Source organism: Moorena sp. SIO4G3, from assembly GCF_010692305.1.
In the GTDB taxonomy this organism is placed as follows: Bacteria; Cyanobacteriota; Cyanobacteriia; order Cyanobacteriales; family Coleofasciculaceae; genus Moorena; species Moorena producens_A.
Genome location: NZ_JAAHIG010000236.1, coordinates 1 through 14500, shown reverse-complemented (window position 1 = coordinate 14500; position 14500 = coordinate 1). Strand labels below are relative to the sequence as shown.

General features: G+C 44.4%; 8 protein-coding genes. 2 read left to right on the top strand and 6 right to left on the bottom strand.

Annotated elements, in window-relative coordinates; all coding sequences use genetic code 11:
• Positions 1 to 95 precede the first annotated feature (95 nt).
• The 5 genes from F6J99_RS30300 to F6J99_RS30280 form a co-directional block, all read right to left on the bottom strand.
• Entirely contained in the window at positions 96 to 2264 is a 2169-nt protein-coding gene (locus F6J99_RS30300; RefSeq protein WP_293118475.1) for a tyrosine-protein kinase domain-containing protein, read from the bottom strand.
• Between the two features lie 234 nt (positions 2265 to 2498).
• Positions 2499 to 3887 (bottom strand): polysaccharide biosynthesis/export family protein, encoded by a 1389-nt coding sequence (locus F6J99_RS30295; protein WP_293118473.1) that lies wholly within the window; start codon positions 3885 to 3887, stop codon positions 2499 to 2501.
• 167 nt (positions 3888 to 4054) lie between these two features.
• Positions 4055 to 4885: a cyanoexosortase B system-associated protein gene (locus tag F6J99_RS30290; RefSeq protein WP_293118471.1), complete on the bottom strand. Its 831-nt coding sequence runs from the start codon at positions 4883 to 4885 to the stop codon at positions 4055 to 4057.
• Between the two features lie 121 nt (positions 4886 to 5006).
• On the bottom strand, positions 5007 to 5894 hold the full coding sequence (gene crtB / locus F6J99_RS30285) for a cyanoexosortase B (RefSeq protein ID WP_293118469.1): 888 nt from the start codon (positions 5892 to 5894) through the stop codon (positions 5007 to 5009).
• A gap of 3 nt (positions 5895 to 5897) precedes the next feature.
• A complete protein-coding gene (locus F6J99_RS30280; RefSeq protein ID WP_293118467.1) occupies positions 5898 to 7067 on the bottom strand; it encodes a DegT/DnrJ/EryC1/StrS family aminotransferase in 1170 nt (389 codons plus the stop codon).
• 2390 nt (positions 7068 to 9457) lie between these two features.
• Here F6J99_RS30280 and F6J99_RS30275 point away from each other — a divergent pair.
• Positions 9458 to 10729 (top strand): glycosyltransferase family 4 protein, encoded by a 1272-nt coding sequence (locus tag F6J99_RS30275; protein ID WP_293118465.1) that lies wholly within the window; start codon positions 9458 to 9460, stop codon positions 10727 to 10729.
• A 112-nt stretch (positions 10730 to 10841) separates the two neighbouring features.
• On the opposite strand, the gene F6J99_RS30270 is transcribed toward F6J99_RS30275, so the two are convergent.
• Positions 10842 to 13490 (bottom strand): putative PEP-binding protein, encoded by a 2649-nt coding sequence (locus tag F6J99_RS30270; RefSeq protein ID WP_293118463.1) that lies wholly within the window; start codon positions 13488 to 13490, stop codon positions 10842 to 10844.
• 233 nt (positions 13491 to 13723) lie between these two features.
• Here F6J99_RS30270 and F6J99_RS30265 point away from each other — a divergent pair, with 233 nt between their 5' ends.
• Positions 13724 to 14413 carry a ComF family protein gene (locus tag F6J99_RS30265; RefSeq protein WP_293063518.1) on the top strand — a complete coding sequence of 230 codons (690 nt, stop codon included), beginning with the start codon at positions 13724 to 13726 and terminating at the stop codon, positions 14411 to 14413.
• Positions 14414 to 14500: the final 87 nt, after the last annotated feature.

The window sequence follows — 14500 nt, the reverse complement described above, 5'->3', positions numbered from 1 at the left end:
TACTCCCCATCTCCCCATCTCCCCATCTCCCCATCTCCCCACACCTCCCACACCTCCCTCTCTTTCCCGACTCCCGACTCCCGACTCCCGACTCCCTACTCCCGACTCCCTACTCCACTAGTAACTTTATGGTTCTGTGCTGGAGTTTGAGCCACAGGAGCATCTACCGTTGGATACCCCCTGCCAGTATCCACAGGAACAGGGGGTTGTAGCTGCTTGATATCGTTGATAACTGCTCCCAACAGTACCTCGTTTTCATCTAACTCTTCGATCACCTGAGATAAAATACTTCCCTGGGTATAGCCTGGTCGAGTCACCAACACAATCCCATCAGTAAATGGTTGTAGTAATAGGGCATCATTACAACGAGACAGACTAGGCGAATCAACTACAACAAAATCAAAGCGACCACGAGCATCTTCCAGCAAATGCTTCATTTCACTCGATTCTAGGATCCCCGCAGCTTTGCGCAGGGGACCGAGACTAGGAAGAATGTAGAGATTTTCAAAATCTTGGGCTAAATGAATACATTCACTCTTAGAGCCATAGAAGCGCAAAGGTTCCAGTGGCGCGTCCATCAGGTGAATCACGTCTTGAGATTGAGCTACAGAATGCGATCGCAAATCCCCTTCTACCAACAGAGTACGCATACCGGCCTGGGCAGATGCGATCGCTAAATTGTAAGCCACGATCGTCTTTCCCTCATTCCCTGCTGTACTAGTTACCAACACCACTTTTACCGCAGGTTCCTCCCGCAGACGAAGATTAGTGCGGAACCGTTCGTAGAACTCCAACTCCAAAGCCTCTGGTTGGGTTATGATAGCAGCTTCACCCCGGTAGGACTTGAGACCGATTGTCGGTAAATCCCCCAGTAATGGCACACCATTGTCCCGAAGTATGGGCTTAACATCCTCTGGCGTGTATAAAGTATTATCCAGAGTTGATAGCAGCAGAATCACACCAGCACCTACAACAATACCGATTACACCACCTATTGCCAAAGTAACGATCGGATTACTTGCTGTCTGGGCCTGAAGTGCTCTCGGTTCTGCAATCCCAGCGATCGCAAGACTACTCTCAGTCTCTGCCTCAGCTATTTTGCTATCTGCTAATGCCGCCTGCAACCGATTGTAAAATTCCTGCTTAAAAGCAACTTGCTGAGCCAGTCGCCCTCGCTCCAGCTGCTTATTGGGCAGCTGCTGATATTGCTGTCTTAGTTCCTGTTCCGTTCTTTCGGTAGCTGCCAACTGCCGTTGAAGTGCTTCCCGCTGGGTTTGCAGAGCTACCAACTGATTAGCCAGTGCCTGCCGTGCCGGGTCGAGGGTACTGTCTTGGCGGATTTGACTGGGCAATGGAGAGGTAAACCCATTACCACCGAGAACTTCACCAGCACGTTCCTGAAGTAAAGTCTCGTAAGTCTGCTGCTGTTTGCGCAACTCAATCATGGTTGGATGTTGCGGACGCAACTGGCCCTTGAGAAGTTCCATCTGTGTCTCAGTATCCAGAATCTGAGCTCGCAGACTAGCGATAATCGGGTCAGCACTAAGGGCAGAAGACGTGTAGGCTTGGTCAGGGGTCAAACCTAGCCGTTCGATTAGGCTAGAATATTGAGCCTCAACCCCCTCTAGCTGTATCTCCAGACTACGTTGTTGCTGTTGGCTACCAGTTATCCCACCCACTAACGTCCCATCTTGAGCAGCAAATAAAGCTGGTCCTTGTACACGGTCATACTGTTCCAGTTTTTGTTCCGCTTCCCTTAGTTCCTGCTCCGCCTTAGGCAAACGTTCTTCTATTACTTCAATAATCCGTCTTAGTTGTGCTGTGTTGATAAAACGGCTCTGTTCCACCATTTTCTCCATCAGCATTTGGACGATGGTTGCAGAAATTTCCTTATTCTTATCCCTATAGATTACCGAAATAAATTGTGCTCCTTCTGGCTTTGGCAATTTCACCACTGTATTTTTAACAATGTCTTTGGAGCTGACTTGCATCCCAGCTGCTACTTCCTTAACCACATTGTCTGCCAGCAGCGTTTCCGGTGTCGCCCTTTGTTTACCTTGTTCTGAAATCTGTACCCCTGTCTGGGAAAATACCTTCACAGGAGTGGTATATACCAAGCGACCTTCAGCTCGGTAAATAGGAGCTGGCGTTGGCTGTATGGCAACAATCCCCGATATGCCAGTAATCAGGAAAAACGTGGCAAAGCCGATTAACTTATGCTGATTGAGAGCAATCAGGTAACGTGTGACAAAAGGGGGAGTCATAAGTAGTTTCCGCTATTGTTAAGGCAGCAGTGATCGAAAAAATCCTCTAGCCTATTCCTATTTTTACCGCTGAGTCAACAGGGACTCTCAGCAGCAGTTACAAACCGAGACAGCTACTGGAGTTTTCTGTCCATTCATTAAGGTATCCGGAGATTTTTGTGCTGTCGATGGAAAAGCTAACCCACTAGGGGAGAGCTTTCACTTGGTTTCTGCTCCAGTCATACCCTTACCTCCTCAAAACAGGTCTTGTATTTCCTCAAAAAAGTTCTGGAATCCCAGAAAATCACTAAAGGGTCGAGTCACCAGACTCAGAGCGGCAGAAATCTTAGCAACAAGACTCCGACCCACCACGATCACATCTTGATCTTGAAGTGGTACGTTTTGGGAAACATCACCCTTTAGTAGCTTTTCCCCGTCTAGTTTTTGAGTAACTGCTTTGCCCTGTTCTGGATCAAAACGAATTAAGGCAATGCTATCCAAATCAGCATCATCTGGGTTAGGAGAAATTGCTGTTAAGGCATCAATAAACGTACTACCATTAGCTAATGTCAAGTTACCAATTGTGCCATTAGGATAGCTCAACACTCGAACGCTGATTTGTTGTTGAGCTAGATTAGAACGAGCTACCAGCTGCCTATCATAATCGGTAGTATTACCCACCTCCAACTTTCGCACAATAATAGCATCCCCATCCCGGAGGTTCAATTCCGATGGAGTTGTTCCATTTTGCAGCGGTGTCAGCAAGTCAATTTCTCGCTCAATGATGGAATTATTCACCACCGACTTACGACGAATCAAAATAGTCCGCAAATCAGCAATCGTAGTTGTACCACCCGCAACAGTAAGAGCTTGATTCGGTTGAGTTCCTGGTGCCAGGGGATAATAGCCTGGTCGAAACACCTCACCACTCACCGTAATCTGAACCTGTGGTGTACTCAGTAGGCTCACAACTACTTCAGGATCAATCACAAATTCATTTAAGACATTTTGAATTACATCTTGAGCCGCCTCTAGAGTAAGTCCCACCACTCGTAGCTTACCGAACAGTGGTACCACAATATTTCCGTCAGAATCAATAGCACTTTGAAAAGCCAGATTCGGAAAATTTGTCACACTCACTGCGATTACATCTTCTCGCCCTAGGTAGTGGCGATTAAATTCATCAGATGGACTCACCTCTGACAGAGTCTCTGGGTAGCCCAAAGGAGGTAACATTTCCTCCAACTGTTCTAATCGATTCTCCTCTGAGACCGGTTCAGGGTTGCTCAACGGTGGTGGAGGTGGCAACGTTTCCGTTACCTCTATGGTCTCAGGGGTGGTCTCAGGGGTGGTCTCAGGGGTCGTCTCAGGGGTGGTTTCAGAGGTTTCCAGTTCAGTCCTTTCCCTTTCCCCTGATTCAACAGTTTCCCTTGTTTCCCGTTCCATGGAACTAAACGTAGGCAGCTGAGCGCGATCGCTAATCCCATCCCCAATATTGTCTACCGATGTCGGTAAATTTCCGACAAGCTTAGCCAAACCAGGGCTGACCCAAACTCCAGAACTAACCAGCGAGAATAAGACGGTACCCCCAAACAAAGATAAATTCAGAACTTGGTTACCAAACCTGTGGGTGTCAGTTGTCATTTTCCAATGGTCACGTATCATCTCAAGTCTGAAATCTCAAGTCTGAAGAGGCAAGTAGAAAGTCTCAAGAGGCAAGTCTTACGTTTAACTTCTAGTTGTCGATAAACGTTTTAGTCAACCCTAAGTGTTCCAGCAATCAACCGATTTCATCCTTGATCCTTGATGCCTCATCCTTGAGCCTTCATCTTTGAGCCTTGATCCTTATATCTTTTAATACTACTAGCTTGCTCCGCAAAAGGATCGCTCATCAAAGCAGTCTGAAGCATTTTACTGAGAGATTCGGCTATTGGCCTATAATTTTCAAGATCACCCAAAGGTTCTATGGGAATTTGGATATTCACCGCAACCCAAGGGACCCGTTTCCGGTGTAACTGAGCCAATTGATCAGCCCAGAACCAACGGCTAGGAGCAGGATTACCACCCTCTGGCCAGGCATACCATTGTACTATCGCAAAGGTTTGCCGCTGATTCCAGGCACGAAAGAAACGGGCGTTAACAACACTTTTGGGGTGGCTTTTGGGCTGGGTTGTGATCGTCGGATCCGCCTGGGTGTTCCCCTCAACATCAGATCCGTTGACCACAAACTTGATTTGACTATAAGAATCCGTCTTCCATTGTCCCAATCGTTGTCTCATAAATCCGCTAATATCTTCCCATTCTACCTGTGGCTGGGATTTAGGACCATTTTGGGGAAGCAAAAATAACCACACTGGTTTTTGCTGATCCTGCTCTATGAACTGCAAAGACCATTTATGGCCGCCAATCCTGATGGTTTGTTGCTCAACAGTTTGCCAGTCAGATAGTTCTATTCCCGTCTTGCGGATAACTTTTATCTGTTGGAGGTTAGTCACTGGTGGCAGTTTTGCCCAAGGCCAGTTTCCTGTCAAGTAACCTGGTACTGCTCCGATTATTACCAAGACTAACAGCAACACCAGTAAGACTCCCCTGGAGATTTGCCAGGGCTGGATTAACTTCATTAAACTTACTGATTTCATCATTCTATAGTCTTTATCATAATTATGAGGTACACAGATTTTTTTTCCTATTCCCTGTTCCCTAAAATACCCAAATTGTGTACCTCACCCAATAATTAAAAACTATAACCTTTAATCTTGATGGTTACCCAAGGGGGTCAAGTTGGCTGTCTGAGGGGAAGTATTTTTCAATGAACTTCATTAATAGAACCAACATCACTAACATCATCGCTGAATATAGGTCACCGCCCCAGCTTTCATGGAGCCAATGAAATGCCTGATCTTGACCACTGCCATGGAAAAAGGTAAGCACACTATTGCGGACAATATTAGCACTAACACTTATAACCACTGCACCGGATAACAGCCAAATAGTCTTTAGGCGTGACTCAATAGCACCGCTCCAGTAAAGCAACATCAAACTCACATACAGGGAAGTAAATAACATCTTAAGACCAGCACAGTGGGGCGCTACCTCCACAATTCGGTCACTTACGAACAAGTTAATCCCTTCCAGTCTGACATTCATCCCAAACTGAGTCAGAATAAAGGCAGCCATCCCAGCAATAAAACGTTGTAGGGGCAAGATATAAGGTTCAATCAAATAGGGAACTGCTGTTGGAGTTGCCAAAGCCACTAGCAGCAGGGGAAAACTTTGCAGCTTAAAGCCACCAATCCCTTTTAACCATAGGCTCATACCAGCTAAAACTATGGGAAACGATAAATTTACCAGTTCTGATTGACCGCTAAGATAGCTTACTCCTCCAATTATCAGTAAGACTACACCAAAGGGATGCGCTGTATCAGTCAGCTTATGCCACCGTCGTCGGTTTGTCCAGACAATATGGGCAGCAAACGGTAGCCCAATCAAACCATGGCTAAAGTATTCATGGGTAATGCTGATACTTTTGTTGAGCCAGCCATTATACCAATGCATCAGCACAGGACCATAAATAATGACTAGTAAAGCGATGATACAACCGTCCAGTAGATAGCGATCAATGGCAATAGGAATTTTGCGTCCAATTTGCATAGTTTAATTACTAATAACTAATGGCTGAAGCACCTCGAATAAGTTAGCTAACCCATCAACTACCTGCTCAATCTGCTCCTTGCTCAAGTTGGGATAAATTGGTAGAGATAAAATCTCATTGCACAGAGTTTCGGTATGGGGAAAGTCACCGGCTTGATATCCCAAGTACTTGTAAGCTGGCTGGAGATGGCAAGGGATCGGATAATGAATACCGGTTTGAATTCCCACTGAGGCAAGAGCATCTTGGATGCTCTGTCGGTTAAAGGGACATTGTTGACCTACCCGAATCACGTAAAGGTGGTAGACATGACCTGGCCCGCTGTGGTTTTCTATGGGCACAATCCCCTGACCTTCCAAAGCCCTGAGTAGATTGTCGTACTGCGCAGCTGCCCAGTAGCGTGACTGGTTCCACTCAGTCAAATAAGGCAGTTTGACATTGAGGATAGCAGCTTGTAACGTATCTAAACGGCTATTTTTGCCGATGTCGGTATGAAAATATTTGCGAGGTGCTCCGTAATTGCGAAGCGATCGCACTTTTTCTGCCACCGTAGCATCATTAGTGATTACCATGCCACCGTTACCAAAGCCACCCAAGTTTTTACTCGGGTAGAAACTAAATGCTGCCGCCTTGCCCACAGAACCAGCATAATAATCCTCTCGCTTTGCTAAGTGAGCTTGTGCTGCATCTTCAAAAATTAGTAAGTTGTGGGCATCAGCAAATGCCATTAACTCACTCGGAGATACCATCTGACCGTAAAGGTGCACAGGGACAATTGCCTTGGTTTTGGCTGTAATTGCTTGTTTGGCACTATCGAGATCAATTAGGGCAGTACGAGGGTTGCAATCCACCAAAATTGGCGTAGCACCAGCAGCTATGATGCCCATCACTGTAGCGATAAAGGTGTTAGCAGGACAAATCACTTCATCCCCAGCACTAATGCCAGAGGCTTGTAATCCAAGTGCGATCGCATCGGTCCCAGATCCCACTCCGATACCGTATTCGACACCACAAGCAGCCGCAAATGCTGTCTCAAAATTGATCAAGGCTTTACCGAGAACAAAATCTCCCTGCTGCACTACAGCTTGAATTGCCTGCTCTAGCTCGGTTTGAATAGGTCCGTGTTGTTGAGCTAGTGAAACGAAGGGAACTTTGACCGGAACTTGGTAACTCATCTATTTTGTCTAGGAATTGATAGTACACTGTATCGGTATTAACAGCACAGATTCACATCATTATTCTCTTCTTGAATGTATGTTGAATCTACATGAGTTAACACGCTATAACTGTCAAGATTTGGTAAAGTTTGAGCCACTGGTAGGAGTGAGTTATTGGGGCTTTGACCATAGCAGAAGCTCACTGACTTTCGGAAAATTGTATATAAATAAAGCGATCAGCTAATGAGGTGTAAACTTAGCCGTTTTGGTGGTTTGTCCGCCATTGTCCCATCCCCGGTTTACCCATTCCTACCGTTCTTGATTACAATTACAGCGTTCCCAAAACCACCGTGCCATGACACATCATTACCAAAAACCATCAAACATCTTACCCAAAAGTGGGCTTTTCCTTTACTTTAGGGGGAATTGGGTAATAGTTTAGGGTTCTGAATTCCTCTGGTTTACCAAACTTAGTCATGAAGGAGTGCTGAGTACAGAGTGTGGTGAATATCTCCTGCTGACCAATCCGGTTGCTTCGCGCTTATTGGTGGGACTAAGCACTATGCTGTTGCGATCACTTATTTTTGTAAGCCTTACTAGATCTTATCTCCCCTTTTCTTTACCATTTCTTCACAAATTTCTTCACAAAGTCTTTACTGATTTTTTAGTTTGGGCGAACCATTTAAGTCAAGATAGTTAGGAGAGCCCTTTCCTTGATAGCCTGATTCCCAATCCAGGTTTATAACCCCCTGTCAGCCATGCAAAGCGCGATTTAGTTTGGGCTAACCAGTTAAGTCAAGATAGTTAGGAGAGCCCTTTCCTTGATAGCCTGATTCCCAATCCAGGTTTATAACCCCCTGTCAGCCATGCAAAGCGCGAGTGGCGGTTTCCAGGCCAGTTGCTCATGGGGGGAACCCCCATGACCCCATTGGCTCCCCAAGACCAAGCTGCATCGCTTTGCTGAAGTTTGGAGGTAATTCGCCAACACTGTTAATTTGCAAACACCGTTAGAGCAGGTCAGAAGCCTTAAAATAAGTCTCCCTCATTTTTTCCTCAACAGCTTATAAAGTCTATAGCTTATTAATCCAGTAATATTTCCCAAAACTAGCTCCTAGCTAGGTAAGGATTTCAGATTTACCCATAGAGTGTTATAATAAGTCTATAGTTTCACATTTGATTCACACAATCTTTAAAATTATATAATTGAAAATTAACAGCTGTTTTTGATAAGCTTTCCCGTAGTTACTTTATAAAAACAGGTAGTGGGGCATGGTCACATAGTTCGAATCAATCGTTTGCTATAGTCCTATAGGGTTTCCATTTGATTGGTAAACAAAGCACCCTTTTGAACTCATATTTCCAGCTAGTTTTGCGTTCACAACTCATTTATAGTTATCTATCAAATATATCCCATTATAAGATAGCGATGCATCGCTATGAAAACATCAATACTTAAAAAAGTATCTAAAATTATAGCAGCAGGAGTGCCATTTATGAATTTATTTCCATCGGTTATGTATCTGCCTAGGAATCTAGTGGTCAGTGCAGTTAATCCCTTAAAGTATCCAGATAGGAATTTATTAAATTAGGCTCTCCCGGCTTTGGGGTGATCAGGCAAGCTTATATCACGTAATTCCGCCAGTTCCAGCCACGTTGATTGTCGAGTTTGTGCCTTTTGATACCTTTTAAATCATAGATCCGGGAGAGCCTTAAACTATTGGCTATTGGCTTAATTTTTTTTTAGTTAGTGTAAATCATTATCGTTATGGAATGGTGTTTTTGCCAGAGTTATTACCAATAATAACCCCAATAATAACCCCAATAATAAACAAAGTAGCATACCAAGTATTTATAGTATAAACTTGACGATAGTTAAGATGAGTTACTTAGTCCAACCAGTAAGTCTGATCGTTTTGATACCTAGATCAAAAGAACCAATAACTTGGAATAATCAGGAGGATTTATCCTAAGGGTGATGACTAATTATTGCCTCCTGCTTCAGAGGGTGAGAGTAATTTGGGTTTTCTGTCTCTATTTTTCTAAAAAATAGCGCCTAAGCACGTCTGTCTAACTTACTGCTCTATTGAGATGAATAGCTTTTGGTATATTCGGTGTTGGTTCATTGCATAAGCATCAACAGACAAAGCCGATTGACTATCTAGTGAGCAAGGCTATAACGTCGAAAGTTAAACCAAACCCTTTGAATAAGTAAATTGAAAATTTTTCTCTTAAAGGTGAAAATTCAAACACTAAAGTATCTAGGATAATTAGACACCAGTTGCTAAGTAACTGATAGATCTAACTAACTAGATATAGGTGTTTCGTGTAGGAATTGTAAAAAGCGATGCATCGCTTGTCCACCTGTCAAAGGTTAACTTGACAGACTACTCGCTCTACCAATAACATTCATGCGCATATTAATCTACTCCTATAATTATCATCCTGAACCGATAGGCATTGCCCCATTAATGACGGAACTGGCAGAAGGTTTGGTCAAGGCAGGACATGAAGTACGAGTCGTCACTAGTATGCCCAACTATCCCCAGCGCTCTATCTATGATAAATATCAAGGCAAGTACTATCTGACTGAAGAAAGAAAGGGAGTAATAATTCAACGCTCCTATGTCTGGATTCGACCAAAGCCTGGTGTAGTGACACGGATACTACTAGATGGTAGCTTCGTCGTGACCAGTTTGATTCAGGCTTTCCGGGGCTGGCGACCTGATGTGATTCTACTGACAGTACCGTCGCTGCCGGTTAGTGTGCCAGCTGCTTTACTTGGTTGGTTGTACAACTGCCCAGTATTACTGAATTTACAGGATATTTTGCCAGAAGCTGCTGTACAGGTTGGTCTAATTAGAAACAAACTAGCTATCCGTATCTTTGAAGCTTTAGAGAAGTTTGCCTACCACAGTGCTCATACAATCACTGTTATTTCTGAGGGATTCGTTGACAATTTAGTAAATAAAGGAGTACCATTAGACAAAATTACCTGTATCCCCAACTGGGCGAATGTTAATTTTATCCGTCCCTTACCCAAAGAAGGCAATTCCTTTCGCACTGCTTACCATCTTGATGGCAAGTTTGTAGTACTCTATTCCGGTAATATTGCCTTGACTCAGGGACTCGAAACAGTAGTGAAGGCGGCTAATCTGGTCAGGCATATTCCAGAAATTGTCTTCGTCATTGTTGGAGAATCTAAGGCTCTACAGCAGCTACAGCAAGACTGTCAGACTTGCAATGCTAGTAATATCAAGCTTTTACCTTTCCAACCCCGAGAGAAGTTACCAGAAATGTTGGCAGCAGCAGATATAGGTTTAGTTGTGCAAAAGCGTAACGTTGTTTCCTTTAATATGCCCTCAAAAATTCAAGTGCTATTGGCTTGCGGACGACCGATCATTGCTTCTGTGCCTTTGAATGGAACTGCAGCGCGAGTTGTTCGACAAAGTGGTGGTGGTGTAGTGGTACCACCACAACAGTCCCAGGCTTTAGCATCTGCAATTGTCGAATTGTATGAAAATCCTGAGCAGGGGGTATCTCTAGGTCAACAAGGTAGAAAATTTGCTCTGAAGCACTTCGCCTATCAAAACGCTCTCAACTCCTATGAAGCACTATTAACTCAAATTACTAAGAAACCTAACCATAATTCACTGATTGAATTACAGCAGTTTTCAGATTGATAACCTAGGTCAGAGCAGATACACCAAATCAGATCCTGTCCCGTGGTACGTGGTAATTTTCACCGATACTACCGGACTGGATATCATAACCCAATTTAGAACTTCCATATATTTAGATGTTTTCCCCTTTGCCTTTTACACCCAAGCCTTTTGACTTATTTCGTGCTGCGTCCAAGAGTAAACGTTGCTCAGCACGGGTAATTGCCTGGTAAGTCGCTTCCACATCTTTAACATCAACAGAAATCGAAGTAATTCCCCACTGCACCAACAGATCAATCAATTCCGGATCCTGAACCGTAGCTTGACCACAAATTGAGCAAGGAATACCAGCTTCTTTTGCCATTTCGATTAATTGCTGAATTGCTTGTTTGACCACTGGATGGCACCCTGCCATCAGTGTTTCCAACTGCCTCTGTTCCCGATCAGCTCCTAGTAAAAGTTGCGTCAAATCATTAGTACCAATAGAAATTCCTTGAACACCTGCCTTAACATAGTCTGGTAGCAGAAACAACACAGATGGCACTTCTGCCATAATCCAAAGTTGAAAATCAGGATTATCAGTAAGTCCTACCTGTTCTACCCGACGGCGGCAAAAGGTAAACTCTTCCACAGTACGTACAAAGGGCAAAATCAGCCGTAAATTCCTGCAGCCGTAAGCATAAACCTCCTGTAAAGCTGCCAGTTCCAAATCAAAGCTAGCTGGGTCGCTCAGATAGCGACGAGTGCCACGTAGACCAAGCATCGGGTTAACTTCTGCTTCCGTTACCAGGTGATCCCCACTCAGGGATGGAAATTCATGAGAGCGCCAATCCGTGGAGCGATAAAATACAGGACGTGGTGCCAAGGTAACCGTAAATTGAACAATTAACTGAGCCAAGCGTTCTACCAACTCACGCTCATGGCCCTGTCTGTGCCACTGACTGGGGTGCAGATTATTCAAAATCTCCAACATCATCACTTCTGAACGCAATAACCCCACTCCATCCACTGGCAAACCCACAATTTTTTCTAGGGAGTCCGGCTGGCTAAGATTAACCAATAATTGAGTAGCAATGGGGAAAGTATTTTGAAAGTTAGAAGGTTGAAAATTGACTTTTGCTTCCCTTTTTCTGAATCCTGAGCCATGCAACTTTTCAACCGGAAACCCTTGCTTTGTTCCTAGCCGATAAACTTCCCCCTGTCCCCCATCCACGAGTAGAGACTCGCCAGTTTCTATGATTTGGGTAATACCAGCCGCACCCACAACACAGGGAATACCAAGTTCTCTAGCAATAATCCCAGCATGACTAGTTATCCCTCCTTGTTCAGTAATAATAGCGGCTACGTGCTTGAGCCCAGGTAGCCAGTCAGGAGAAACACTTTGGGCAACCAAAATTCTACCAGATACAATTGCTGAGACGTTTTTGCCCTCACCCGATATCACATGAGCAGTGGCTGTAACTCTTCCTGGTGCTGCGGGTAATCCTCTCACAAGCATAGGCGTGATGGATGGGTTGACAGTGTGTTCACTAAAGTTGCTCCCAATGGAGTCCGATGAGGCTTCAAGCACATTGGGTCGGCTACCCACTTGTACAGACGTAAACAGCTTGCCGTAGGAAGTAGTAGAACCAACAGAGTAAGCTAGTTTGGAAGCATGATGTGACGGTTCAACCCTCAACTGGCTAGCATCCCACTTTTGCCCAGTTTGAGGACTAAATTTCGTAATTTGTAACTCTGGTTCTGAGTTTTCTGAGGTTTGCCATAGTGTCCACTCTAGAGAAAAGGTAGAACTAATATCAGCCACTAGACGCTGGCTGATAGTAATTAGCTCTTGGAGGTATTTGTCCTTTAGGGTGTACTGTTTTTGTTGCTCCTCACTGAGTAGATAGGTTTGCAGACTGTTTTCGGTTACTGATAATGAGTCTGGTTCCAGACACAACCCATAGGCACGGGTTTTACGACCCAGTCGTGAGGCTAGCACAATACCAGTTTCGATCTCAATTTGGTAATAGTCTGGCACTACTTCCCCCTTCCCCAATGCAGTACCTAACCCCCAAGTCGCTTGGATGTAACCCTCAGTTTGGTTAATCTGGAGTGTACCAGAAGCGATCGCATCCCACATTGGTTGTATCAAGACTGCCAAATTGAGCTGCTGGAGACCAATAGTATGCCGTTGCCAGTAAAATAGGCTTCTGGCGCGAAATAGTTCTGCCCAAACCTGTTTTAAAGACACTTCCATTGCTAGTGGTTGCCTAGGGCAAATATAGGATCCCAAAATTTTATCTGGTAAGGTTGAAAAAATCTGGGGTTGATCTAATCTTGCCACTCCAGTTTCCCCAGTGTCCTCCTCAATTCCTGACCCTGGTGATGTCATGGATAAGGAAGGGTGAAAAATTGCTGCTGGGGCGAGTGTAGTTTCTGATATTTCCGATAGGGTTGATGCCAACACCGAAGCTAAAGTCGCCCCTTGAATTTTGTGACGAATTTGCTGAGCCACTTGCTGTAGCTGGCGAGGATTGTCCACATCTACGTAAAGATAAGAAGAAGGTAAATCAGCTAACAGGGGTTCAGACTTACCTAAAATTGCGATAAATTCCCACAATGCCTTTGCACTCACCACAAAGCCAGGTACAACCGGATAATCCCGTTGCAACAGCTGACTTAAGTTAAAGGCTTCATTGCCCACAAAGGGATACTCTGAAGCTTGAATCAGATCAAGAGAATAAAGATTATCCACAAATCGCCGCCTAATCCTGTTATTGCTCCGGGATTTTGGCATCATATCTCGAAGGCATAATATCTCTTACCATTAATCACGTCCTATTCACATAAATCGTTAATTAAAAATTGAGTCTCAACCAAGAATGATAAGTAGTCAACTGCACATGATCTTATTAATCCTTGCTGTGCTTTGCATCACGCTCTTAGAGGCAGAAAACGGTAGAAATACTGAGGGATTCTCATTGTTAGTCTTGGCATCTTGAGAAATATCATGCCAAATAAATCCCCCAAATTATGTTACAGGGAATTGAGACCCTTAAAAAGGGTCTATTAAGTCTGTTTCTGAAATCGAACTGTCCCCTATGTGAGCGCCCTGCCACTGATGAATTGTGTGATTATTGCGAGCAGCAGTTACTCCGCTGCCAACTTGACAAAAATCAATTTTTATGTAATCAAAATCTCCCACTGTTTGTCTGGGGCAATTACGGTGGTCCATTAAAACGAGTACTCGCTGCCCTGAAATATGAAAACCAACCCCAGCTAGCACATCCCTTGGGCCATTGGCTGGGTAAAGCTTGGTTAAAATCCTCTGCCACCCGTAGCCAAAACCAAAAATTAATAGTAGTTCCCATTCCCATGCACCCTACAAAACAGCAACAAAGAGGTTACAACCAGGCAGAGCTGATTGCCCGAAGTTTTTGTGAATTAACTGGTTACAAACAAGCACCACTGGGTTTAGAAAGAGTCCGGGCAACTCAACCTCAGTTTGGTTTATCTGTCCAAGAGCGAGCGCAAAACCTAGCAGATGCCTTTATTATTGGTAAACACTTTCTCAGACATCATAGCACCTCACCCGTACTAATCCTAGATGATATCTACACCAGCGGAGCTACAGTCAACTCAGCCACCAAAACTCTAACAAACCATGGAATCAGCGTATATGGGTCAGTAGCGATCGCAACATCTAGACCATCGGTAAAGTAATGAAAAAACGTTGGTCAGTTGATGATGGGGTGATGGGGTGATGGGGTGATGGGGTGATGGGGTGATGGGGTGATGGGGTGATGGGGA